General features: G+C 58.7%; 21 protein-coding genes and 2 pseudogenes. 1 reads left to right on the plus strand and 22 read right to left on the minus strand.

Annotated features, from left to right (window positions below):
* Nucleotides 1-91: 91 nt before the first annotated feature.
* The 10 genes and pseudogenes from ACYZT3_RS23395 to ACYZT3_RS23440 form a co-directional block, all read right to left on the minus strand.
* Nucleotides 92-298, minus strand: a pseudogene (locus tag ACYZT3_RS23395) (IS4 family transposase); the annotation flags it as partial.
* Nucleotides 299-550, minus strand: a pseudogene (locus ACYZT3_RS23400) (transposase domain-containing protein); the annotation flags it as partial. It abuts the pseudogene before it with no gap.
* Nucleotides 551-670: 120 nt separating this feature from the next.
* Complete coding sequence (gene rpoS / locus ACYZT3_RS23405) at nt 671-1,678, minus strand: RNA polymerase sigma factor RpoS (RefSeq protein WP_008154012.1); 1,008 nt, start codon at nt 1,676-1,678, stop codon at nt 671-673.
* A 105-nt stretch (nt 1,679-1,783) separates the two neighbouring features.
* The gene (locus ACYZT3_RS23410; RefSeq protein WP_462032416.1) at nt 1,784-2,641 is read right to left on the minus strand and encodes a peptidoglycan DD-metalloendopeptidase family protein; all 858 of its coding nucleotides are present in this window, start codon (nt 2,639-2,641) and stop codon (nt 1,784-1,786) included.
* A 211-nt stretch (nt 2,642-2,852) separates the two neighbouring features.
* The gene (locus tag ACYZT3_RS23415; protein WP_177318845.1) at nt 2,853-3,488 is read right to left on the minus strand and encodes a protein-L-isoaspartate(D-aspartate) O-methyltransferase; all 636 of its coding nucleotides are present in this window, start codon (nt 3,486-3,488) and stop codon (nt 2,853-2,855) included.
* Between the two features lie 41 nt (nt 3,489-3,529).
* Nucleotides 3,530-4,279 carry a 5'/3'-nucleotidase SurE gene (surE, locus tag ACYZT3_RS23420; RefSeq protein WP_149419682.1) on the minus strand — a complete coding sequence of 250 codons (750 nt, stop codon included), beginning with the start codon at nt 4,277-4,279 and terminating at the stop codon, nt 3,530-3,532.
* Nucleotides 4,267-5,325 (minus strand): tRNA pseudouridine(13) synthase TruD, encoded by a 1,059-nt coding sequence (gene truD / locus ACYZT3_RS23425; protein ID WP_282376948.1) that lies wholly within the window; start codon nt 5,323-5,325, stop codon nt 4,267-4,269. Before truD ends, surE begins: the two co-directional genes overlap by 13 nt.
* The gene (ispF, locus tag ACYZT3_RS23430; RefSeq protein ID WP_010462780.1) at nt 5,322-5,795 is read right to left on the minus strand and encodes a 2-C-methyl-D-erythritol 2,4-cyclodiphosphate synthase; all 474 of its coding nucleotides are present in this window, start codon (nt 5,793-5,795) and stop codon (nt 5,322-5,324) included. Before ispF ends, truD begins: the two co-directional genes overlap by 4 nt.
* Before the next feature lie 53 nt (nt 5,796-5,848).
* Complete coding sequence (gene fghA / locus ACYZT3_RS23435; protein ID WP_282376949.1) at nt 5,849-6,694, minus strand: S-formylglutathione hydrolase; 846 nt, start codon at nt 6,692-6,694, stop codon at nt 5,849-5,851.
* A gap of 8 nt (nt 6,695-6,702) precedes the next feature.
* Complete coding sequence (locus tag ACYZT3_RS23440) at nt 6,703-7,815, minus strand: S-(hydroxymethyl)glutathione dehydrogenase/class III alcohol dehydrogenase (protein WP_462030869.1); 1,113 nt, start codon at nt 7,813-7,815, stop codon at nt 6,703-6,705.
* Nucleotides 7,816-7,921: 106 nt separating this feature from the next.
* Between ACYZT3_RS23440 and ACYZT3_RS23445 the strand changes: the two genes are divergently transcribed.
* The gene (locus ACYZT3_RS23445) at nt 7,922-8,818 is read left to right on the plus strand and encodes a LysR substrate-binding domain-containing protein (protein ID WP_462030870.1); all 897 of its coding nucleotides are present in this window, start codon (nt 7,922-7,924) and stop codon (nt 8,816-8,818) included.
* Here the strand turns inward: ACYZT3_RS23445 and ispD are convergent.
* From ispD to fabZ, 12 genes are all read right to left on the minus strand, one after another.
* Nucleotides 8,815-9,522 carry a 2-C-methyl-D-erythritol 4-phosphate cytidylyltransferase gene (ispD, locus tag ACYZT3_RS23450; protein ID WP_282376952.1) on the minus strand — a complete coding sequence of 236 codons (708 nt, stop codon included), beginning with the start codon at nt 9,520-9,522 and terminating at the stop codon, nt 8,815-8,817. The genes ACYZT3_RS23445 and ispD overlap by 4 nt on opposite strands.
* Entirely contained in the window at nt 9,519-9,797 is a 279-nt protein-coding gene (gene ftsB, locus ACYZT3_RS23455; RefSeq protein WP_008028992.1) for a cell division protein FtsB, read from the minus strand. Before ftsB ends, ispD begins: the two co-directional genes overlap by 4 nt.
* Before the next feature lie 172 nt (nt 9,798-9,969).
* On the minus strand, nt 9,970-11,259 hold the full coding sequence (gene eno, locus ACYZT3_RS23460; RefSeq protein ID WP_282376953.1) for a phosphopyruvate hydratase: 1,290 nt from the start codon (nt 11,257-11,259) through the stop codon (nt 9,970-9,972).
* A 163-nt stretch (nt 11,260-11,422) separates the two neighbouring features.
* Nucleotides 11,423-12,268: a 3-deoxy-8-phosphooctulonate synthase gene (gene kdsA, locus ACYZT3_RS23465; RefSeq protein WP_282376954.1), complete on the minus strand. Its 846-nt coding sequence runs from the start codon at nt 12,266-12,268 to the stop codon at nt 11,423-11,425.
* Nucleotides 12,268-13,905 (minus strand): CTP synthase, encoded by a 1,638-nt coding sequence (locus tag ACYZT3_RS23470; RefSeq protein ID WP_282376955.1) that lies wholly within the window; start codon nt 13,903-13,905, stop codon nt 12,268-12,270. Before ACYZT3_RS23470 ends, kdsA begins: the two co-directional genes overlap by 1 nt.
* A gap of 274 nt (nt 13,906-14,179) precedes the next feature.
* Nucleotides 14,180-15,493, minus strand: a complete 1,314-nt coding sequence (tilS, locus tag ACYZT3_RS23475; RefSeq protein WP_282376956.1) for a tRNA lysidine(34) synthetase TilS — start codon at nt 15,491-15,493, stop codon at nt 14,180-14,182.
* Between the two features lie 123 nt (nt 15,494-15,616).
* Nucleotides 15,617-16,564, minus strand: a complete 948-nt coding sequence (locus ACYZT3_RS23480; protein ID WP_282376957.1) for an acetyl-CoA carboxylase carboxyltransferase subunit alpha — start codon at nt 16,562-16,564, stop codon at nt 15,617-15,619.
* Between the two features lie 150 nt (nt 16,565-16,714).
* Entirely contained in the window at nt 16,715-20,236 is a 3,522-nt protein-coding gene (gene dnaE / locus ACYZT3_RS23485; RefSeq protein WP_462030871.1) for a DNA polymerase III subunit alpha, read from the minus strand.
* A 76-nt stretch (nt 20,237-20,312) separates the two neighbouring features.
* The gene (gene rnhB, locus ACYZT3_RS23490) at nt 20,313-20,954 is read right to left on the minus strand and encodes a ribonuclease HII (protein ID WP_282376959.1); all 642 of its coding nucleotides are present in this window, start codon (nt 20,952-20,954) and stop codon (nt 20,313-20,315) included.
* Entirely contained in the window at nt 20,951-22,081 is a 1,131-nt protein-coding gene (lpxB, locus tag ACYZT3_RS23495) for a lipid-A-disaccharide synthase (RefSeq protein WP_282376961.1), read from the minus strand. Before lpxB ends, rnhB begins: the two co-directional genes overlap by 4 nt.
* A 2-nt stretch (nt 22,082-22,083) precedes the next feature.
* Entirely contained in the window at nt 22,084-22,860 is a 777-nt protein-coding gene (lpxA, locus tag ACYZT3_RS23500) for an acyl-ACP--UDP-N-acetylglucosamine O-acyltransferase (protein WP_262165811.1), read from the minus strand.
* Nucleotides 22,857-23,297, minus strand: coding sequence for a 3-hydroxyacyl-ACP dehydratase FabZ (gene fabZ / locus ACYZT3_RS23505; RefSeq protein ID WP_017336708.1), 441 nt, complete (start codon nt 23,295-23,297; stop codon nt 22,857-22,859). The genes lpxA and fabZ overlap by 4 nt, the downstream gene beginning before the upstream one ends.
* Nucleotides 23,298-23,378 lie beyond the last annotated feature (81 nt).

The following is a 23,378-nucleotide window of genomic DNA, read 5'->3' on the forward strand; positions in this document are numbered from 1 at the left end:
AGCGAGGGACTACAAACCAGAGATGATTACGGAGGGAACTCAAAACCTGCCTTTCAGGTAATAAAAAACCCCGAACCAGTCGCAATGCTGTTCACTTAAGCGGAGCAGCTTTGCGGTTAACCGGATACCGGTTTTTTGACATCTTCACCGCCCTGGGCCTCGCCGGTCTGGGGCGTTTTGTTATGAAAAGCACACCGATGCTGCCGCGAAGCTCCTCCAGGCGTCTGGGTGTGTGTGACGGCGACACTGCTCCAGCCATGACGACGAGATGGCTGGCGATGTGCCGACAGGCAAACTTAAGGCCGTCGGCACAGATATTGAGTCGGCGAGCGACCTCAACTATTGGCTCGCCTCTGAAAAGCGCCATCCCCACTACCAGCTAAAGGACCATGTCCGAAGGCAGGCGTCGACGTCGGATAGTCGCTTTGTCCGCCAGAGCGGCCGCAGCGGTGATCCAATCCTGAGGAATGTGATCGGTGAACACCCCAAGGTGTGAGAGTGGCTGTTCAGCGAAGTCCAGAACAGCGCTTAAATCTTGAGCAACAGACATAAAAAATCCGGATTCCTTATCAGATTCCGGATTTTCCTGCTGTCTGAGAATTAGTCAACAATCCTTAAGTGAACAGCATTACGAACCAGTCGGGGCTTTTAATGCCAGCCAGCAAATGACTTATTGAAACAGCGACTCGCTCGACAGGCCATTCTTCTCGAGAATCTCCCGAAGACGCTTCAGGCCTTCAACCTGAATCTGTCTGACCCGCTCCCGGGTCAGGCCAATTTCCAGGCCTACATCTTCAAGCGTGCTGCTCTCATGACCGCGCAGCCCGAAGCGGCGTATCACCACTTCACGTTGCTTGTCGGTCAGCTCCGAGAGCCATTGATCGATGCTCTGAGACAGGTCGTCATCCTGCAACAGTTCACATGGATCGGTTGGACGGTCATCGGTAAGGGTGTCCAGCAGGGTTTTATCCGAATCCGGACCCAGCGAGACGTCGACCGAAGAAACCCGCTCGTTCAGGCCGAGCATGCGCTTGACCTCTCCCACTGGCTTTTCCAGCAGGTTGGCGATTTCTTCGGGTGAGGGTTCGTGATCGAGTTTTTGCGTTAGCTCCCGTGCGGCCCGCAGGTACACGTTGAGCTCTTTGACCACATGAATCGGCAACCGGATGGTCCGGGTCTGATTCATGATCGCGCGCTCGATGGTCTGACGAATCCACCAGGTCGCGTAGGTCGAGAAGCGGAAGCCACGTTCAGGATCGAACTTCTCTACTGCCCGGATAAGCCCGAGGTTGCCCTCTTCGATCAGGTCCAGCAGCGACAGACCACGATTGACGTAACGCCGGGCGATTTTCACCACCAGCCGCAAGTTACTTTCAATCATGCGTTTACGCCCGGCCGGATCTCCACTTTGCGACAAGCGCGCAAAATGAACTTCTTCTTCGGGGGACAGCAGAGGGGAAAAACCAATCTCATTGAGGTACAGCTGCGTGGCATCGAGTGCACGCGTGTAGTCAATGTACTTGTGTTGCTTTAACGAGGCGGAGTGTTTGGATTTGGCACGAACGGAAGGTGGAGCAGCCCCTTCATCATTCGACATCGAATCCGTACCGATGCCGGTCTCCATCAGGAGAACCTCATCGTCGATGTCAAACTCCGGCACTTCTTTACTGAGAGCCATTGTTATAGTCCTTTGGTGAGTTCGACCTCAAGCTCAAGCGGCGCCTCTATCCTTGGCAACGCTGGAGCCTGTTCCCTCTACGCGACGGAACAGGCTGGAAAGCGATCAACGACGTGGCAGGAATTGCAGCGGATCTACGGGTTTACCTTGACGGCGAATCTCAAAATGCAGCTTCACCCGGTCTGTTCCCGTTGACCCCATTTCGGCAATTGTCTGTCCGACCTTGACCTGCTGCCCCTCCCGAACCAACAGCCTGCGGTTATGTCCGTAGGCACTGACGTAGGTATCGCTGTGTTTGATGATGACTAATTCGCCGTAGCCCCTTAAGCCACTCCCGGCGTATACCACCGTCCCATCAGACGCAGCTAAAACAGGCTGTCCCAAATCCCCGGCGATATCAATTCCTTTATTCAAACTCCCGTTTGAAGAGAATTTACCAATGAGAATGCCATTAGATGGCCATCCCCAGCCGGTCGGGGCCGGGCCTGCCGGAGGCAGTGGAGCGGGTGCCGGTTTGTTCGCGACGGACGGTACAACCCCCCCTGTGCCCGTGGTCACACCTGTTACCGGACGACGGAAGACCGTGGTTTTACTCGACGACGAAGGCGTTGAATTCGACGAACTGACCACTGCTGGCGGTGTTGAACCGGTACGGCCGTCAAAGCGAATCGTCTGACCCGGATGGATCGTATAAGGCGTAGGAATGTTGTTGCGTGCCGCGAGGGCTTTGTAGTCCCAGCCGTAGCGAAAGGCAATGGAGAACAAGGTGTCTTTAGGTCGGACGACGTATTGACCCGTGGTCACTGCCGGACGCTGGGCGACGCCGTTGTTGCGATCGACGACGCGTACATCACTCGACTTGTTGCTGGAGCAACCTACCAGCAAGGTGCTCAAAACAAGGCCAGTCACCAGGCGCTGAAAGCTCGTTTTACCCATTCGCTGCGCAATGACTGTGAGACTCACCCGCCGCTCCCTTTGTGGTGGCTGAAAATGTGGATTGCCGTGTTCCGGCATGAAATGTCGCCAGTATAACGAGCCGTGCAGGCTTTACCTTTAATGAAGCGAAAGGGCTTCGCGCACACGTTTGCTGCCTGACGATGAATCCCGTTTAACTGATCGGTGCCGCTGTAAGACAGGAGCAATCGAAGAGAATTCAGCGCGCTGAAACAAATGCTCAGGCGAGCGGCCCATTGAGTAACGGGACGAAGCGAACAGCCCCCAGAACACGCCTGGAAAAGCCCTGCTCTTCCCGGATGATCAGCATCAATTGTTGAACCTCACCCGATCCGACCGGGATCACCAGCCGCCCTCCCGGCGCCAATTGATCAAGCAGCGCCTGAGGTACATCCGTCGCCACTGCGGTCACGATAATGCCGTTGTACGGCGCCAGTGCCGGCCAGCCTTCCCAACCATCGCCCCAGCGGAACACCACGTTGCGCAGGTTCAGTTCCACCAGGCGCTCCTTGGCCCGATCCTGCAAAACCTTGATGCGCTCGACCGAAAATACCCGTTCGACCAGTTGCGACAGCACCGCCGTCTGGTAGCCCGAACCGGTGCCGATTTCCATCACCTTGTCGAGAGGACCTGCCTCCAGCAGCAACTCGCTCATGCGGGCCACCATATAAGGCTGGGAGATGGTCTGGTTATGCCCAATCGGCAGCGCAGTATCTTCGTAAGCGCGATGGGCCAGCGCCTCGTCGACGAACAGGTGACGCGGCGTACGGCGGATGACTTCCAGCACCTTGGCGTTGGAAATCCCCTCCTCATAAAGCCGCTGAATAAGGCGCTCGCGAGTCCGCTGAGAGGTCATGCCGATGCCGCGACGCAGCATATCGTCTTGTTCACGACCCATTAGTGCAGCCCCTCCAGCCAGCCATCGAGACTTCTGAAGGCATCATTGAAGGTGCGATCCAGTTGTAGTGGAGTGATTGAAACATAGCCCTGCATCACCGCATGGAAATCGGTGCCCGGGCCGCCGTCTTCAGCATCGCCTGCCGCCGCAATCCAGTAACCGGATTTACCGCGCGGATCGACCACTTTCATCGGCGCCGCAGCACGTGCGCGATGCCCGAGACGGGTCAGCTGAATACCCCGGATGTGGTCCAGCGGCAAATTGGGAATGTTCACGTTCAGTACCGTACGCGGTGGCAGTTCAAGGTCCGCGTGAGCCTCTACCAGTTTGCGCGCAAAGTACGCGGCTGTGGGAAGGTTCTCCACTTGCCGTGAGACCAACGAAAAGGCAAACGAAGGGCGCGCCAGGAAACGTCCCTCAAGGGCCGCCGCCACGGTGCCGGAATACAACACGTCATCACCCAGGTTGGCGCCCAGGTTGATGCCCGAAACCACCATGTCCGGTTCGCGTTCCAGCAAGCCGTTAAGGCCCAGGTGCACGCAATCGGTGGGTGTGCCATTCAGGCTGATAAAGCCATTGGCCAGCGTTTGCGGGTGCAACGGACGGTCGAGCGTCAGCGAGCTGCTGGCGCCGCTTTTGTCCTGGTCCGGGGCGATAACCACGCATTCGGTGTAATCCGCCAGCGCAGCATAAAGCGCGGCGAGACCGGGTGCGGTTACCCCATCGTCGTTAGAAATCAGAATACGCATGGGCTGTCCGTCTGCCCCACCGGCACCAGATCAACGAGCTCGCGCACCAATACAGTGGCGAAGCATCCGGCCGGGAGGACGAATTCCAGTTGCAGAATGTCAGGCTCGGGATAATGCCACGTCAACCCACCAATGGGCAGCCGCAGGATGCGACGTTCGTGGCTCATACCGGCGTTAATCAACCAATCACGCAAGTCCGCTTCGCGCGTGGCGATTGCCTGCTCCAGTTCATGGACAGCGCCAGTCGCCGGCGAGTCACCTTCGCCCCACTGCGGACCAGTCGGGTGCAGATCGAGAATCGTCAGACGCGGGTCGCTGCACTCGGCAACACCTGCCGGAAAGAAGCTGCGGCTGTCGGTGAAGGCCAGCAGATCACCCACCAGGGCACGCTGCCAGGTGCCATCGGCGACGCGCGCCGCCAGCACCTGATTGAATAGAAAACTGCGCGCGGTGGAGAGCAGCCGCGAACGCACGTTGCGTTGTTCTGGCAAGGCTTTGCGAGCAGCCCACGCACGGGCATCGACCACGTTACCGCCGTCAAACCCAAAACGCTGAGCGCCGAAATAATTGGGAATACCTTGCTTGGCGATCAGTTGCAGACGCTCCTCGATCGCCGCTTTGTCGCCAGCGAATTGCGTCAGTCGCAACGTGAAGCCATTGGCCGAGTGAGCACCGCGTTGCAGCTTGCGTTTGTGCCGACCGGTCTTGAGGATTTTCAGCGTATCGTTTTCCGCCGCCGACAGATCAGGATCGGCCTTGCCCGGCAGCTGCACGCTGAACCACTGGCGAGTCAGCGCCTGACGATCCTTGAGGCCCGCGTAACTGACGGTGCGCAATGGCACGCCTGCCGCCTTGGCGATCCGCCGTGCCGCTTCTTCGGTATTCAGACCGCGTTTTTCCACCCAGATCCACAGGTGCTCGCCATCGCCACTGAGGGGAATATTGAGCACTTCGTCGACCTGAAAATCTTCCGCCGTCGCTTTCAGTACCGCGGTGCCGAGGACTTGGCCATAGGCCCGCGGGCCGAGCAATTGCGCCTCGTTCATGCGCGCAACAACAAGGCAACGGAGTGCACGGCAATGCCTTCTTCGCGCCCGACAAAGCCGAGCTTTTCGGTGGTGGTAGCTTTTACGTTCACTTGATCCAACTCAACTTGAAGATCCGCGGCAATCAGCGCGCGCATCGATTCGATATGCGGGGCCATTTTCGGGGCCTGGGCGACGATGGTGTTATCGACGTTACCGACTTTCCAGCCCTTGGCGTGGATCAGTGCGACGACGTGACGCAACAGCACACGGCTGTCGGCGCCCTTGAATGTTGGGTCGGTGTCCGGGAAATGTTTGCCGATATCACCCAACGCAGCGGCGCCGAGCAAGGCATCGCTCAAGGCGTGCAGCAGGACGTCACCGTCGGAGTGAGCGAGCAGCCCGAAGCCGTGCGCAATCCGCACGCCGCCCAGAGTAATGAAATCGCCTTCAGCGAAACGGTGCACATCATAGCCGTGGCCAATACGCATAAAAAAACGCCCCGATTTTTGTCAGGGCGTGATTCTACCTGCTTTGTCGGACATTAGGCGCTTAGAGCGCGCCCATGATGTTGCAAGTGGTCGGCGATGAAGCTGGCGATGAAGAAATAGCTATGGTCATAGCCGGGTTGCAAGCGCAACGTCAGCGGATGACCCGCCAGTTTGGCTGCCTGTTGCAAGGCTTCAGGCTTGAGCTGGGTGGCGAGGAAATCGTCGCGATCACCTTGGTCGACCAGCAATGGCAGCTTCTCGTTTGCCTCGGCGATCAAGGCACAGGCATCCCACTCGCGCCATTTCGATCGGTCTTCACCCAAGTAGCGGGAAAAGGCCTTCTGACCCCACGGGCAATCCATCGGATTGTTGATCGGCGAGAACGCCGACACCGACTGATAACGCCCCGGGTTACGCAACGCGCAGACCAGCGCACCGTGGCCACCCATGGAGTGACCGCTGATGCCGCGCTTGTCCGAAGCCGGGAAATGGGCTTCGACCAATGCGGGCAATTCCTGCACGACATAGTCATGCATCCGATAGTGCCTGGACCAGGGTTCCTGCGTGGCATTCAGATAAAACCCGGCACCGAGACCGAAGTCCCAGGCGCCATCCGGATCACCCGGCACATCGGCACCGCGAGGACTGGTGTCCGGTGCAACGATGATCAGCCCCAGCTCGGCGGCCATGCGCATCGCACCGGCCTTTTGCATGAAGTTCTCGTCGGTGCAGGTCAGGCCGGACAACCAGTACAGCACGGGCAATTTGCCGCCCTGCTCCGCTTGCGGCGGCAGGTACACGGCAAACACCATGTCGCAGCCGAGTACATCGGAGCGGTGCCGGTAGCGCTTGTGCCAACCGCCAAAGCTTTTCTGACAGGAGATATTTTCCAGGCTCATGACCGACCTCAGAAATGGATGACGCTACGGATGCTTTTGCCTTCATGCATCAGGTCGAAAGCCTTGTTGATATCTTCCAGGCCCATGGTGTGGGTGATGAAAGTATCCAGCGGGATCTCGCCGGTTTCGGCCATTTCGACATAGCTCGGCAGCTCGGTACGACCACGCACGCCGCCGAACGCCGAACCGCGCCAGACGCGACCGGTCACCAGCTGGAATGGACGAGTGGCGATTTCCTGGCCGGCACCGGCAACACCGACGATCACCGACTCGCCCCAACCCTTGTGGCAGCACTCAAGTGCAGCACGCATCAATTGGACGTTGCCGATGCATTCAAAGGAAAAGTCGACGCCGCCGTCGGTCATGTCGACGATGACTTCCTGGATCGGACGATCGAAGTCTTTCGGGTTCACACAATCGGTTGCACCCAACTGCGTGGCGATCGCGAACTTGGTCGGGTTGATGTCGATGGCAATGATCCGCGCAGCCTTGGCTTTGACGGCGCCGATTACGGCCGACAGACCGATGCCGCCGAGGCCGAAAATGGCGACGGTATCACCTGGTTTCACCTTGGCGGTATTGAGGACGGCACCGATGCCGGTAGTGACGCCGCAACCCAGCAGGCAGACTTTTTCCAAGGGCGCTTCTTTAGGAATCTTGGCGACGGAGATTTCCGGCAGCACGGTGTACTCGGAGAATGTCGAAGTACCCATGTAGTGGAAAATTGGTTGGCCCTTGTAGGAAAAGCGCGAAGTGCCATCTGGCATCAGGCCTTTACCCTGAGTCGCGCGAATGGCCTGACACAGGTTGGTTTTTCCCGACAGACAGAATTTGCACTGGCGGCATTCCGGGGTGTACAGCGGGATCACATGATCGCCGACGGCGACGGAGGTCACGCCCTCGCCGATTGCTTCAACCACTGCACCACCTTCATGACCAAGGATCGACGGGAAGATGCCTTCCGGGTCCGCGCCCGACAGCGTGTAGGCGTCGGTATGGCAGACACCGGAGGCAACCACGCGCAGCAGGACTTCACCGGCCTTGGGCATGGAGACATCGACTTCAACGATCTCGAGGGGTTTCTTGGCCTCGAAGGCAACGGCAGCGCGCGACTTGATCATGTGGATTCTCCAGTGAATAAAAACGAGACCGGGAGTGTAATACAACGCTCCACGGTGAATAATCCGGACAAAAGCAAAACATTATTGCCATACAGGGATAATCCTAATGTCCGAAAACCGCTGGGAAGGTATCGACGAGTTCGTCGCTGTCGCCGAATGCAGCCAGTTCACGGCTGCCGCGGAACGCCTTGGGGTTTCGTCCTCCCACATCAGTCGACAAATTGTACGCCTTGAAGAGCGGCTGCAAACGCGCCTGCTTTACCGCAGCACCCGCCGGGTCACTTTGACCGAGGCCGGGCAAACCTTTCTGCAACATTGCCAGCGTTTACAGGATGGTCGAGAAGAAGCACTGCGAGCGGTGGGTGACCTGACCAGCGAACCCAAAGGCATGCTGCGCATGACCTGCGCCGTGGCGTATGGCGAACGCTTCATCGTGCCGCTGGTGACCCGTTTCATGGGGCTCTATCCGCAACTGCGAATCGACATCGAACTGAGCAATCGTCCACTCGACCTCGTGCATGAAGGCCTGGACCTGGCAATCCGCCTCGGTCGCCTGCAGGACTCGCGGCTGGTGGCGGCACGCCTGGCGCCACGGCGCATGTACCTGTGCGCATCGCCGTCTTACCTGGAACGGTATGGTCGCCCGCACAGCTTGTCGGAACTGAGCCGCCACAACTGCCTCATCGGCAGCTCGGACCTCTGGCAACTGGAACAGAACGGGCGGGAGTTTTCTCAGCGAGTACAGGGAAACTGGCGCTGCAACAGTGGGCAAGCGGTTTTGGATGCGGCGTTGCAAGGGGTTGGATTGTGCCAGCTGCCGGACTACTACGTGCTGGAGCATTTTAAAAGTGGTGAGTTGGTTTCGCTGCTGGAAGCCCACCAACCGCCGAACACTGCCGTGTGGGCGCTTTATCCACAACAGCGGCATTTGTCGCCGAAGGTGCGCAAGTTGGTGGATTACTTGAAGGAAGGATTGGCCGAGCGGCCGGAGTACGCTGCCTAGCGACGGTTAGTCCAACGTTGGCGCAACCATTCGAGGTCTTCAGGGCGAGTGACCTTGAGGTTGTCGGATCGGCCTTCGATCAACCGCGGAGCCATACCTGCCCACTCCATCGCCGAAGCTTCGTCAGTGATGACCGCGTCTGCCACCAGACTGTCGGCCAATGCCCGATGCAGCGCACCAAGGCGAAACATCTGTGGTGTATAGGCCTGCCAGATCACATTGCGATCCACGGTTTCCAGCACACGCCCGTGCTTGTCGACGCGCTTGAGGGTATCCCGTGCAGGAACACCCAACAAACCACCGACCGGATCGTCAGCCAGTTCGCTCAGTAACTTATCGAGATCATCCCGGGCCAGATTCGGCCGTGCGGCATCGTGAACCAACACCCAATCCTCATCATCAGCGCCCAGCGCATGCAAATGCAGCAACGCACTGAGCACCGACCCGGAGCGCTCGGAGCCGCCTTCAACCCGCTGAATACGCGGATCGCAAGCACACGCCAAATTCGGCCAGTAAGGATCATCAACAGCAAGACTGACCACCAACCCCTTCAGGGAAGGATGATCAAGGAAACAGCCGAGGCTGTGTTCGAGAATAGTGCGCCCGCCCAGTTGCAAGTATTGCTTGGGACGGTCCGCGGCCATACGGGCACCGACGCCCGCGGCAGGAATCACGGCCCAGAAGGCCGGTAACGAGGGGTTCATTGAGCCAACTGGTAAAGGGTTTCACCGTCCTTGACCATGCCCAACTCATGGCGGGCCCGTTCTTCAACGGTCTCCATGCCCTTTTTCAACTCACTGACTTCAGCGTCCATCACCCGATTGCGCTCGAGCAGCCCCTCGTTCTCCGCGTGTTGATCTGCGATCTGCTGAGTCAGTTCGGCCACTTGCGCCAGACTGCCATTACCCACCCACAGGCGGTATTGCAGGCCAGCCAGCAGCAGGAGCAAGACGAGGAACAACCAATTGGGACTGCGCATCGAATATCAGGTATCCAGTGAAAAAAGACAGCCATGCCAAAACTTTGAAGCATCTGATAGCACGAAGCCTGGAAAAACCAGGCTTGTGCTAATAAGGCATCAGATTAGTGGCAAATCCATCGCTGGAGCGATTTTTCCGACACAATCCGGTGTCTTTTTTACTATCCAGCAATCAGCCGCGGAATTCGCTGCGACCGTTGTACTTGGCTTTGCCATTCAACTGCTCTTCGATACGCAGCAGTTGGTTGTACTTGGAAACGCGGTCGGAACGGCACAGGGAACCGGTTTTGATCTGGCCAGCCGCAGTGCCCACAGCCAGGTCGGCAATGGTCGAATCTTCGGTTTCGCCGGAGCGGTGCGAGATGACGGCAGTGTAACCAGCAGCCTTGGCCATCTGGATGGCTTCCAGGGTTTCGGTCAGGGTGCCGATCTGGTTGAACTTGATCAGAATCGAGTTGGCGATCTTTTTATCGATGCCTTCTTTCAGGATCTTGGTGTTGGTGACGAACAGGTCGTCGCCTACCAGCTGAACCTTCTCGCCGATTTTGTCGGTGAGAATTTTCCAGCCAGCCCAGTCGGACTCGTCCAGGCCATCTTCGATGGAGATGATAGGGTAACGCTCGGTCAGACCTTTGAGGTAGTCGGCGAAACCTTCAGCGGTGAACACCTGGCCTTCGCCGGACAGGTTGTATTGACCGTCTTCGTAGAATTCGCTGGCCGCGCAGTCCAGTGCCAGGGTCACGTCGGTGCCCAGCTTGTAACCGGCGTTGGCCACGGCTTCGGAGATCACTTTCAAAGCGTCTTCGTTGGAAGCCAGGTTAGGTGCGAAACCACCCTCGTCACCCACAGCAGTGCTCAGGCCACGGGCCTTCAGAACAGCTTTCAGGTGATGAAAAATCTCGGTGCCCATGCGCAGACCTTCCGAGAAAGACTTGGCGCCAACCGGCTGAACCATGAATTCCTGGATGTCGACGTTGTTATCGGCGTGCTCGCCACCGTTGATGATGTTCATCATCGGAACCGGCATCGAGTAAACACCCGGGGTGCCGTTCAGGTTGGCGATGTGAGCGTACAGCGGCAGGTCCTGGTCCTGTGCTGCTGCCTTGGCGGCTGCCAGGGAAACGGCGAGGATCGCGTTGGCGCCCAGGGAACCTTTGTTTTCAGTACCGTCGAGCTTGATCATCGCGTGATCCAGCGCTTTCTGGTCGCTTGGGTCTGCACCTTTCAACAGGTCACGGATCGGACCGTTGATGTTGGCGACGGCTTTGAGTACGCCCTTGCCCAGGTAACGGCTCTTGTCGCCATCACGCAGCTCGAGCGCTTCACGCGAGCCAGTGGAAGCACCGGACGGCGCGCAAGCGCTACCGATGATGCCGTTATCGAGAAGCACGTCCGCTTCCACGGTGGGGTTGCCACGGGAGTCGAGAACTTCACGACCTTTGATGTCGACGATTTTTGCCATTGTTGTAAACACTCCAAAGTTGACGAAAACGCTGTAGGAGCACGGCTTGCCGGCGATGGAGCCCTCAAGGGCGCCATCGCTGGCAAGCCATGCTCCTACAAGAGCAGTGCGGCCAGCGGGCCTGAGCATTAATTCGTGCGGTACTTTACCGGAGAAATGAGGATTACGCGGTTTCTACCGTCGGAAAACTCTTCACCAGTTCGTCCAAAGCTTTGAGCTGGGCCAGGAATGGCTCCAGTTTGTCCAGACGCAAGGCGCAAGGGCCGTCGCATTTGGCGTTGTCCGGGTCCGGGTGTGCTTCGAGGAACAGGCCGGCCAACGACTGGCTGATACCGGCTTTCGCCAGATCGGTGACCTGGGCGCGGCGACCGCCGGCGGAATCGGAGCGACCGCCGGGCATTTGCAGCGCGTGGGTCACATCGAAGAACACCGGGTATTCGAACTGCTTCATGATGCCAAAGCCGAGCATGTCGACGACCAGGTTGTTGTAGCCGAAGCTCGAACCGCGCTCGCAGAGGATCAACTGATCGTTACCCGCTTCCACGCATTTGCTCAGGATGTGTTTCATTTCCTGAGGTGCGAGGAACTGGGCTTTCTTGATGTTGATCACCGCACCGGTCTTGGCCATCGCGACCACAAGGTCGGTCTGGCGCGACAAGAAGGCCGGCAGCTGGATGATATCGCAGACTTCAGCCACGACCGCGGCCTGATCAGGCTCGTGGACGTCGGTGATGATCGGCACGCCGAAAGCTTGCTTGATGTCCTGGAAAATCCGCATGCCCTCTTCCAGGCCGGGGCCACGGTAAGAGGTCACGGAGGAACGGTTGGCCTTGTCGAAGCTGGCCTTGAACACATAAGGGATCCCGAGTTTCTCGGTAACTTTTACGTATTCTTCACAGACCTGCATCGCCATGTCGCGGCTTTCCAACACGTTCATGCCACCGAAAAGCACCATTGGCTTGTCGTTGGCAATCTCGATATCGCCTACGCGAATGATCTTCTGCGCCATCAGAATTGCGCCTTCTTCTGGTGTTGAATCAAAGCTGCTTTAACGAAACCGCTGAACAAGGGGTGGCCGTCGCGTGGTGTCGAGGTGAACTCAGGGTGGAACTGGCAAGCGACGAACCATGGATGATCCGGGGCTTCAACCACTTCAACCAGCGCGCCATCACCGGAACGACCGGAGATTTTCAGACCGGCAGCCATGATTTGCGGCAGCAGATTGTTGTTCACTTCGTAGCGGTGACGGTGACGCTCGACGATCACGTCCTTGGCGTAGCAATCGTGCACCAGGGAACCCGGTTCCAGCAGGCAATCCTGTGCCCCGAGGCGCATGGTGCCGCCCAGGTCGGACGTTTCGGTACGGGTTTCGACCGCGCCGGTGGCATCTTCCCACTCGGTGATCAGACCCACAACCGGGTGACCGCTTGCACGGTCGAACTCGGTGGAGTTGGCGTCTTTCCAGCCCATGACGTTACGAGCAAACTCGATCACGGCCACTTGCATGCCCAGGCAGATGCCCAGGTACGGGACCTTGTTTTCACGAGCGTATTGAACGGCAGTGATCTTGCCTTCCACGCCACGCAGACCGAAGCCGCCAGGGACCAGAATCGCGTCGACACCTTCCAGCAGCGCGGTGCCCTGGTTTTCGATGTCTTCGGAGTCGATGTAGCGCAGGTTGACCTTGGTGCGGTTGCTGATGCCGGCGTGACTCATCGCTTCGATCAGCGACTTGTAGGCGTCCAGCAGCTCCATGTACTTACCGACCATGGCGATGGTGACTTCATGCTCAGGGTTGAGCTTGGCGTCGACCACGGCTTCCCACTCGGACAGATCGGCGCCGCCACATTGCAGGCCGAAACGCTCGACAACGAAATCATCCAGGCCCTGGGCGTGCAGAATGCCCGGGATCCTGTAGATGGTGTCGGCGTCTTCCAGCGCGATCACTGCACGTTCTTCAACGTTGGTGAATTGCGCGATCTTGCGACGCGAAGAGATATCGATTGGGTGATCGGAACGGCAGACCAGCACGTCTGGTTGCAGGCCGATGGAACGCAGTTCCTTGACCGAGTGCTGAGTAGGCTTGGTTTTGGTTTCACCGGCAGTGGCGATGTACGGCACCAGTGTCAGGTGCATCAGCATCGCGCGCTTGGCGCCGACTTCGAAACGCAATTGACGGATTGCTTCGAGGAACGGCTGGGATTCGATGTCACCCACGGTGCCACCGATCTCGACCATCGCCACGTCGGCATCGCCGGCGCCCTTGATGATCCGGCGCTTGATTTCGTCGGTGATGTGCGGGATCACCTGAATGGTGGCGCCCAGGTAATCACCACGGCGCTCTTTGCGCAGGACGTGTTCGTAGACACGGCCGGTGGTGAAGTTGTTGTTCTGGGTCATGGTCGTGCGGATGAACCGCTCGTAGTGGCCCAGGTCCAGGTCGGTCTCGGCGCCGTCGTGGGTGACGAACACTTCACCGTGCTGGAACGGGCTCATGGTGCCCGGGTCAACGTTGATGTACGGGTCCAGCTTCAGCATGGTGACCTTAAGTCCCCGCGCCTCCAGGATGGCCGCCAATGAAGCCGATGCGATGCCTTTCCCCAATGAAGAAACAACACCGCCCGTGACGAATATGTAGCGCGTCATGAAAAACCCTAGAAGTCTGCGTTAAAGCGGTCCGAGCCGCCGGGGAAAGCGAAGGAAGGCCGAAGCCCCCGATCACCTGCATTAATCACAGCGCACCTTTCAAAAAAACCGCCGCGTTGGGACAGACCGGAAAATGAAACACCGGTACGTTGCTCGCTACACATTTTTTGGAATCGCCCAGCAAAGACTGCTTGGTAATCGGCAACTGCTGCAATTCAGGCGAATCCACAGAAGTTGTATCAAGAAGGGAGCGTAGTCTACCGGAAAGCCCCTTTCAGCTCAAACCTTGATCTTCGTTCGGTGGCTGCCAATGCAAATTCCAATGCTCCTTTGCACTGCCGTCCAAGCCCCGCAGGTTGGCCACCGCCAGCAATTGCTCGCCTCGGTAGAGCAGCGGCAATCTGCCACGGGCGAAACCCGGCACGCCGCTTTCGTTGAGCAATCGCTTCAGATCGCGGTGGCCGCGACCGGGCAGACTCATGACCTCGCCTCCCTCACGATAGCGGATATGCAGCGGACCATCGGGGATTTGGCCGGTGAGTGTGATCACTCCGTTGTCCGGCAACACCAGCGATAGCGAGGGATCAGGCCAAGTTCCAACGGCTGGCGGCGTGCGCAACCAGCTATCGGACAACCACCAGATACGCCCTCCCGCGCGATGCAGTTCGCCATTCGCCAGCCGCCAGATCGGGCGGGCATCGCCGGTGGCATCGCGTAAATCCTCCCAACCCGACCAATGGTCACTGTCTGGCAGTCGCGTCAGCGGCTCGAGCCAATGACTTAACGCATTACGCTGACGAGCAGCGGACAGCTTTTCCAATGCCGCCAGCTCCAGCGACGGCAACCCCAGCCAATCAAAATCATTGGCCGTGCTGGCGTCGGTCAGGTCGATTTGCGCAAGCTCATCGAGCAATCCCTGCGCTTCACTCAGATGTGCAGCACTGCGGACCATGGTCGCCAACGCTTGCGGCCAGCGCTCGGTCAATACAGGGAAAACCTGATGCCGCAGGTAATTACGCGAGAACTGTCGGTTTTGGTTCGAAGGGTCTTCGATCCAGTTCAGCCGATGCTCGGACGCATAGGCTTCAAGTTCAGCCCGCGTGACATCGAGCAATGGCCGAAGCAACTGCCCTTTACCGAGCGGGCGCTGGCGTGGCATCCCCGACAATCCCCTCACCCCCGCCCCACGCAACATCCGAAACAACAGGGTTTCCGCCTGATCGTCACGGTGCTGGGCGGTCATCAACACTTCATTGGCCTGAGTCGCCTCGATGAACGCGGCATATCGCGCTTCCCGAGCTGCACGCTCAAGGCTGGCGCCGGGTTGAACCTGCACGCGAACCACCTGCAGCGGCACACCCAGAGCATCGCAGACCGACTGACAATGATCCGGCCACGCATCAGCCACAGCCTGAAGGCCGTGATGGACGTGGATGGCGTTGAGCGCCGGCAAGGATTCGGTTTTTGCGAGGTGGGCTAGAAGGTGCAGCAGAACGGTGGAGTCGAGACCACCGGAGAAGGCAATGCGCCAGGTTGTAGCGTTGCGCCAAGGGGCGAGTTGCTTGAGAAGTACTGCGCAGAGAGTCATGAACGCACCAAAACCTGTAGGAGCCGAGCTTGCTCGCGATAAACGATAACGCGGTCGGCCTGTTAAACCGAGGCGTCCCGATCGCGGGCAAGCCTTGCTCCTACATGATGCAGGAGCGATCGATCAGAGACCGTAGCTCATCAGACGCTCGTAACGACGGGCCAACAGCGCCTCGTTATCGAACTTCTTCAACATCGCCAGCTGCGAGCTCAGCTCGGCACGGATCGATGCCGCCGCAGCGGCTGGATTACGGTGCGCGCCACCCAAAGGCTCGCCGATCACTTTATCCACAATACCCAGGCCTTTGAGACGCTCGGCAGTGATGCCCATGGCTTCAGCGGCGTCCGGTGCTTTCTCGGCGGTCTTCCACAGAATCGAGGCGCAACCTTCCGGCGAAATGACCGCGTAGGTCGAGTACTGCAGCATGTTCAGTTGATCGCAAACACCGATTGCCAGAGCGCCACCGGAACCACCTTCACCGATTACGGTGGCGATGATTGGGGTTTTCAGGCGTGCCATGACGCGCAGGTTCCAGGCAATCGCTTCGCTCTGGTTGCGCTCTTCAGCGTCGATACCCGGGTAGGCGCCCGGGGTGTCGATGAAGGTCAGGATCGGCATTTTGAAACGTTCTGCCATTTCCATCAGACGGCACGCCTTGCGGTAGCCTTCCGGACGCGGCATGCCAAAGTTGCGACGAACTTTCTCGCGCACTTCGCGGCCTTTCTGGTGACCGATGATCATCACCGGCTGGTCGTCCAGACGGGCAACGCCGCCCACGATGGCGGCGTCGTCAGAGAAGTGACGGTCGCCGTGCAATTCGTCGAACTCGGTGAAGATGTGTTCGATGTAGTCCAGGGTGTACGGGCGACGCGGGTGACGCGCCAGACGCGCGATCTGCCAGCTGGTCAGCTTGCCGAAAATGTCTTCGGTCAGCGTGCTGCTTTTGTCCTGCAGGCGGGAGATCTCATCGCCGATATTCAGCGAATTGTCATTACCGACCAAGCGCAACTCTTCGATCTTGGCTTGCAGGTCGGCGATCGGCTGTTCGAAATCTAGAAAATTCGGGTTCATAGGCGTCCGTCTTGGGTCGACCTCCAAGAGAGCTTGGGTCGGCCGGTTGTCTATTCGCGCCCTACCTTAAGGGAGAGGCGCGTTCAGGTCGAGATTAAAAATTGGGTCGAGATCAGAGCCGCACCCATTCACAAGAGCAGCACCTGACCGTCAACGGTATTGGAGGAAGACGTTGTCTCGCCCGAACTGGTCACGCAGGGCTTGAATCAAAGCATCCGCCGGGTCGATTCGCCAGGTCTCGCCGAACTGCAGCAAGGCTTTCGCATCGGGATTCGTATATTCCATGGTGATCGGGCACGCACCACGGTGACGCTTGAACAGTTCACCCAGCCAGCGTAGCTGATCGCCCTTGAGGTCCTTGGTCTGCAGCTTCAAGCGCAGGCTTTCGGCCAGATTGGTGCGCGCATCTTCCATGCTCATCACCCGCTTGACCCGCAGCCGCAGCCCGCCGGAGAAATCGTCGTTACTGACTTCGCCTTCGACCACCACCATCGCGTCGGTCTGCAACAGCGATTGCGCCGAATGGAATGCTTCGGCGAACAACGAGGCTTCGATCCGCCCAGAGCGGTCGTCGAGGGTAATGAAACCCATCTTGTCGCCCTTTTTGTTCTTCATGACTCGCAGGGCGATGATCATGCCCGCGACGGTCTGGGTATCACGAGCCGGTTTCAGGTCGATGATGCGCTGACGGGCGAAGCGGCGGATCTCGCCTTCGTATTCGTCGATCGGGTGACCGGTCAGGTACAGGCCCAAGGTATCTTTCTCCCCTTTCAGGCGTTCCTTGAGGGTCAGTTCCTTGGCCTTGCGGTGATTGGCGTAGACATCGGCGTCTTCTTCGACGAACAGCCCGCCAAACAGGTCGGCATGGCCACTGTCGTGGGTGCGAGCGGTTTGCTCGGCGGCCTTGATCGCCCCTTCCATCGCTGTCAGCAACACCGCGCGGTTTTGGTCGATGTTGGCTTGATAGGCTTTCGGTTCGTCATGGAAAAACGGCCCTAGACGATCCAGTGCACCGCTGCGGATCAAACCGTCCAGGGTGCGTTTGTTGATACGCTTGAGATCGACACGGGCGCAGAAATCGAACAGATCCGTGAACGGACCGTCCCGACGCGCCTCGGTGATCGCTTCCACCGGACCTTCGCCCACACCCTTGATCGCGCCGAGGCCGTAAATAATGCGGCCTTCGTCATTTACCGTGAACTTGAACTCCGAAGTATTCACATCCGGCGCGTCGAGACGCAGCTTCATGGTGCGAATTTCTTCGATCAAGGTCACGACCTTGTCGGTGTTGTGCATGTCCGCCGACAGCACCGCGGCCATGAACGGCGCCGGGTAGTGAGTCTTCAGCCACGCCGTTTGGTAAGACACCAGACCGTAAGCAGCCGAGTGAGATTTGTTGAAGCCATAACCGGCGAATTTTTCCACCAGGTCGAAAATGTTACCGGCCAGGTCCGCGTCGATATTGTTAGCGGTGCAACCTTCAATGAAACCGCCGCGCTGCTTGGCCATTTCTTCGGGCTTTTTCTTACCCATGGCCCGGCGCAGCATGTCCGCGCCACCCAGCGTGTAGCCGGCCATGACCTGGGCAATCTGCATCACCTGTTCCTGATACAGGATGATGCCGTAAGTCGGCGCCAATACGGGTTTAAGGCCTTCGTACTGGTAGTCCGAGTGCGGGTACGCCAGTTCGGCGCGACCGTGCTTACGGTTGATAAAGTCGTCCACCATGCCCGACTGCAACGGACCCGGACGGAACAGGGCCACCAGTGCGATCAAGTCTTCCAGGCAGTCAGGCTTGAGCTTTTTGATCAGCTCTTTCATGCCTCGAGATTCAAGCTGGAACACCGCGGTGGTTTCAGCTTTTTGCAGCAACTGGTAGGTCGGCTTGTCATCCAGCGGGATGAAAGCGATGTCCAGCGGCGGCTCATCAACCTTGGCGCGGTCGCGGTTAATCGTTTTCAGCGCCCAGTCGATGACCGTCAGGGTCCGTAGACCGAGGAAGTCGAACTTCACCAGACCGGCAGCCTCAACGTCGTCCTTGTCGAACTGGGTTACCAGACCATCACCGGCCTCGTCGCAATAGATCGGCGAAAAGTCCGTCAGTTTGGTCGGCGCAATAACCACACCACCGGCGTGCTTGCCGACGTTACGCACAACGCCTTCAAGCTTGCGGGCCATTTCCCAGATTTCTGCGGCCTCTTCATCGACCTTGATGAAGTCACGCAGGATTTCTTCCTGTTCGTAGGCTTTTTCCAGGGTCATGCCGACTTCGAACGGGATCATCTTCGACAGACGATCCGCCAGTCCGTAGGACTTGCCCTGCACCCGCGCCACGTCACGGACCACCGCTTTTGCCGCCATGGAACCGAAGGTGATGATCTGGCTTACGGCGTTGCGGCCGTATTTCTCGGCCACGTATTCGATGACCCGGTCGCGACCATCCATGCAGAAGTCGACGTCGAAGTCGGGCATCGATACCCGTTCCGGGTTAAGGAAACGTTCGAACAGCAGGTCATATTCCAGTGGATCGAGGTCGGTGATCTTCTGCACATAGGCCACCAGCGACCCGGCACCCGACCCACGACCAGGACCTACCGGCACGCCGTTGCTCTTGGCCCACTGGATAAAGTCCATAACGATCAGAAAGTAACCGGGGAAGCCCATCTGGATGATGATATCCAGCTCGAAATTCAGCCGGTCGATATAGACCTGACGCTTGGCTTCGTAGTCTTCGGTGGTGTCCTTGGGCAACAGAACACTGAGACGTTCTTCCAGACCGTCGAAGGAAACCTTGCGGAAGTATTCATCGATGGTCATGCCATCGGGAATCGGGAAGTTGGGCAGGAAGTGCTTGCCCAGCTTCACTTCGATGTTGCAGCGCTTGGCAATTTCGACGGTGTTTTCCAGCGCCTCGGGCAAGTCACTGAACAGCTCGGCCATTTCCTCGGTGCTTTTGAGGTATTGCTGATCGCTGTAATTCTTCGAACGCCGCGGATCGTCGAGGGCACGGCCCTCACCGATGCAAACGCGGGTTTCGTGAGCCGCAAAATCTTCCTGCTTGATGAAGCGCACGTCGTTGGTCGCCACCAGTGGCGCACCGATTTTCTCGGCCAGGGCCACGGCTCCGTGCAATTGTTCTTCATCGTAGGGGCGGTTGGTGCGCTGGATCTCCAGATAGAAACGGTCAGGGAACACCGCCATCCATTCGCGGGCCAGGGTTTCGGCTTCGGCCGGGTTGCCGCCGAGCATAGCCAGGCCGATCTCGCCTTCTTTCGCCGCCGACAGCATGATCAAGCCTTCGCTGGCTTCAGCCACCCACTCGCGCTCGATGATGACCGAGCCGTTGCGCTGGCCGTCGATGAAGCCGCGGGAGATCAGTTCGGTGAGGTTGCGATAGCCCACGGCGTTCATCGCCAGCAGGCTGATCCGGCTCAACGGGCTGTCCGGGTCCTTGTTCGACAGCCACAGGTCGGCGCCGCAGATCGGCTTGATCCCGGCGCCCATGGCCGCTTTGTAGAATTTGACCAGGGAACACATATTGTTCTGATCGGTGACCGCTACGGCAGGCATGTTCATGCCGACCAGGGTCTTGACCAGCGGTTTGATCCGCACCAGACCGTCGACCAGGGAATACTCAGTGTGCAGGCGTAGATGAACGAATGAAGCCGGCATAGTGATCCTGTCTAGAAACGTGAAGACAACAAGGCCCGGATTGTACCGGGCCTTGGCAAAAACATCAGCCTTGCGACTAACTCTCGATCAGGTTTTCCCGAGCCTCGTACGCCAGACGTACGGGGGCGAAGGAGCGGCGGTGAATCGGCGTTGGCCCCAAGCGGGCCAGCGCCTCCAGATGAACGGGCGTCGGGTAGCCTTTATGGCCGCCGATGCCGTAACCCGGGTAAATCAGCTCGAACGCTGCCATCTCGCGGTCGCGGCTGACCTTGGCCAGAATCGACGCGGCTGCGATGGCCGGTACCTTACCGTCGCCCTGCACCACCGCTTCGGCGCGCATGGACAGTTTCGGGCAACGGTTGCCGTCGATCATCGCCAGTTTCGGTGTGATGTGCAGGCCTTCGACTGCGCGCTGCATGGCCAGCATCGTGGCGTGAAGGATGTTCAGCTCGTCGATTTCTTCGACTTCGGCCCGGGCGATGCACCAGCTCAGGGCCTTTTCGCAGATCTCGTCGTAGAGCTTTTCGCGGCGGGCTTCGGTGAGCTTCTTCGAGTCGTTCAGACCCAGGATCGGACGGTTCGGATCGAGGATCACCGCGGCGGTCACCACCGCACCGCAGAGCGGGCCGCGACCGACTTCGTCGACGCCTGCGACCAGATCTTCAACTTCGGCGACCAGGGTGAAGTCCAGGCCCATCTGAGTGCTTGCTTTGCTCATTGTGTTTTGCCGATCAGGTTCAGTACCGCGTCCGCCGCCTGATTGGAGGCGTCCAGACGTAAGGTACGGTGAATTTCATCGAAGCCGCGGGTCTGTTCTTCACCGCCTTCGATCAGTGGCGACAGCGTCTGGGCCAAGGCCTCAACTGTCGCGTCGTCCTGCAGCAACTCGGGCACCAACAGGCGCTGTGCCAGCAGGTTCGGCAACGAGATATAGGGGCTTTTCACCATGCGCTTGAGAATCCAGAACGTCAGCGGCGCCAAGCGGTAAGCGACCACCATCGGCCGTTTGTACAACAACGCTTCAAGCGTAGCGGTCCCGGAAGCGATCAGCACAGCGTCACAGGCCGCCAGGGCCAGATGGGAGTTGCCATTGAGCAAGGTCAATGGCAAATCGCGACCGGCCAGCAATTCTTCCAGCTGCGCTCGGCGCTCAGGGCTGGCGCACGGCATGACGAAACGTACGCCGGGGCGCAAGGCCCGCAGGCGCTGGGCGGTATCGAGGAACAGCGCACCGAGACGGCCGACTTCGCCACCACGACTGCCCGGCATCAGCGCAACCAGCGGCCCGTCAGGCAAGCCGAGTTCAGCCCGCGCTGCAGCGCGATCCGCTTCAAGCGGGATAGCATCAGCCAGGGAGTGCCCGACAAACCGCACCGGCACGCCCTTCTCTTCATAAAATTTCGCTTCGAACGGGAACAACGTCAGCATCAGGTCGCAGCCTTCGCGAATCTTCAGCACCCGCTTCTGCCGCCACGCCCAAACCGACGGGCTGACGTAATGCACGGTCTTGATCCCGGCCTGACGCAGCTTCAGTTCGATAGTGAGGTTGAAGTCCGGGGCATCGATGCCGATGAACACATCCGGCTTCTGGGCGATGAGGTCGGTGATCAACTTCCTGCGACGAGCCATCAGCTCGCGCAATCGGCCCAACACTTCCACCAGACCCATGACAGAGAGACGCTCCATCGGGAAATACGAGGTCAGGCCTTCAGCCTGCATCAGCGGACCGCCGACACCCATGAACTCGACAGCCGGATGCTGAGCCTTGAGTGCGCGCATGAGACCCGCGCCCAGAATGTCACCGGAAGCCTCACCCGCCACCAGCGCAATACGCAGATTAGCCATGATTAACGAGTGATGCCGCGGGTCGAAGACTGGATGGAATCACGGAATACCGCGACTTCCGGGAACTGGGCCGACGGTTCGGCCAGTTCGGCGAGCGCCTGTTCGACCGTCAGCCCCTGGCGGTAAACCACCTTGTAGGCACGACGCAGCGCGTGGATCGCATCTTCGCTGAAACCACGACGACGCATGCCTTCGAAGTTCATGCTGCGGGCTTCGGCCGGGTTGCCAAACACAGTGACGTAGGCCGGGACATCCTTGCCGATGGCGGTGCCCATACCGGAAAAGCTGTGGGCGCCGATATGGCAGTACTGGTGAACCAGGGTAAAACCGGACAGGATCGCCCAGTCTTCAACGTGCACATGGCCCGCCAGCGCGGTGTTGTTGACCAGGATGCAGTGGTTGCCGATGACACTGTCGTGGCCGATGTGGGCATAGGCCATGATCAGATTGTGATCGCCCAGGGTCGTTTCAGAACGGTCCTGAATGGTCCCACGGTGAATGGTCACGCCTTCACGGATGACGTTGTGGTCACCGATGACCAGACGGGTTTCTTCACCCTTGTATTTCAGATCGGGCGTGTCCTCGCCTACCGAAGAAAACTGGTAGATGCGATTGTGCTTACCGATTCGGGTCGGGCCTTTGAGAATCACATGCGGCCCGATCACTGTCCCCTCGCCGATTTCCACACCTGCGCCGATGATCGACCAAGGGCCGACCTCGACGCCGTCAGCCAGGATGGCCGTCGGATCGATGATTGCGCGAGGGTCAATCAAACTCATAGTTTGCGTTCCGCGCAGATAATTTCAGCGGAGCAGACTGGCTTGCCATCGACCGAAGCCTGGCACTCAAACTTCCAGATCTGACGCTTGCAGCTGATGAAGCGGGCTTCGAGGATCAACTGATCGCCTGGGGTGACGGGCTGGCGAAAACGCAGCTTGTCGGAGCCGACGAAGTAGTAAAGCGTGCCGTCGGCGGGCTTCACGTCGAGCATTTTGAAGCCAAGGATACCGGCAGCCTGAGCCATCGCTTCGATGATCAATACGCCCGGCATGATTGGATGCGCAGGGAAGTGACCATTGAAGAACGGCTCGTTGATGCTGACATTCTTGTAGGCGCGAATGCGCTTGCCTTCCACATCCAGTTCCACGACTCGGTCCACCAGCAGGAACGGGTAACGGTGAGGCAGGTATTCGCGAATCTCGTTGATGTCCATCATTTCGGGGGGAAGCCTATGTAAAGATTGGGAGCGCGCGACTGACGCGCACCCCTCTAGCAAATCAAGGAGGCAGTCTAGCGG

Source organism: Pseudomonas sp. MDT1-16 (assembly GCF_054898115.1).

Bases quoted from the DNA above. Each gene is read 5' to 3' on its own strand.
- kdsA (WP_282376954.1), bottom strand. From the start codon at position 12,268: ATGGCGCAGAAGATCATTCGCGTAGGCGATATCGAGATTGCCAACGAC.
- fghA (WP_282376949.1), bottom strand. From the start codon at position 6,694: ATGAGCCTGGAAAATATCTCCTGTCAGAAAAGCTTTGGCGGTTGGCAC.
- surE (WP_149419682.1), bottom strand. From the start codon at position 4,279: ATGCGTATTCTGATTTCTAACGACGATGGGGTAACCGCACCCGGTCTC.
- ACYZT3_RS23470 (WP_282376955.1), bottom strand. From the start codon at position 13,905: ATGACGCGCTACATATTCGTCACGGGCGGTGTTGTTTCTTCATTGGGG.
- ACYZT3_RS23440 (WP_462030869.1), bottom strand. From the start codon at position 7,815: ATGATCAAGTCGCGCGCTGCCGTTGCCTTCGAGGCCAAGAAACCCCTC.
- rnhB (WP_282376959.1), bottom strand. From the start codon at position 20,954: ATGAGCAAAGCAAGCACTCAGATGGGCCTGGACTTCACCCTGGTCGCC.
- fabZ (WP_017336708.1), bottom strand. From the start codon at position 23,297: ATGATGGACATCAACGAGATTCGCGAATACCTGCCTCACCGTTACCCG.
- eno (WP_282376953.1), bottom strand. From the start codon at position 11,259: ATGGCAAAAATCGTCGACATCAAAGGTCGTGAAGTTCTCGACTCCCGT.
- lpxA (WP_262165811.1), bottom strand. From the start codon at position 22,860: ATGAGTTTGATTGACCCTCGCGCAATCATCGATCCGACGGCCATCCTG.
- truD (WP_282376948.1), bottom strand. From the start codon at position 5,325: ATGAACGAGGCGCAATTGCTCGGCCCGCGGGCCTATGGCCAAGTCCTC.
- lpxB (WP_282376961.1), bottom strand. From the start codon at position 22,081: ATGGCTAATCTGCGTATTGCGCTGGTGGCGGGTGAGGCTTCCGGTGAC.
- rpoS (WP_008154012.1), bottom strand. From the start codon at position 1,678: ATGGCTCTCAGTAAAGAAGTGCCGGAGTTTGACATCGACGATGAGGTT.
- ispD (WP_282376952.1), bottom strand. From the start codon at position 9,522: ATGAACCCCTCGTTACCGGCCTTCTGGGCCGTGATTCCTGCCGCGGGC.
- dnaE (WP_462030871.1), bottom strand. From the start codon at position 20,236: ATGCCGGCTTCATTCGTTCATCTACGCCTGCACACTGAGTATTCCCTG.
- ACYZT3_RS23415 (WP_177318845.1), bottom strand. From the start codon at position 3,488: ATGACCTCTCAGCGGACTCGCGAGCGCCTTATTCAGCGGCTTTATGAG.
- ftsB (WP_008028992.1), bottom strand. From the start codon at position 9,797: ATGCGCAGTCCCAATTGGTTGTTCCTCGTCTTGCTCCTGCTGCTGGCT.
- tilS (WP_282376956.1), bottom strand. From the start codon at position 15,493: ATGACTCTCTGCGCAGTACTTCTCAAGCAACTCGCCCCTTGGCGCAAC.
- ACYZT3_RS23445 (WP_462030870.1), top strand. From the start codon at position 7,922: ATGTCCGAAAACCGCTGGGAAGGTATCGACGAGTTCGTCGCTGTCGCC.
- ACYZT3_RS23480 (WP_282376957.1), bottom strand. From the start codon at position 16,564: ATGAACCCGAATTTTCTAGATTTCGAACAGCCGATCGCCGACCTGCAA.
- ispF (WP_010462780.1), bottom strand. From the start codon at position 5,795: ATGCGTATTGGCCACGGCTATGATGTGCACCGTTTCGCTGAAGGCGAT.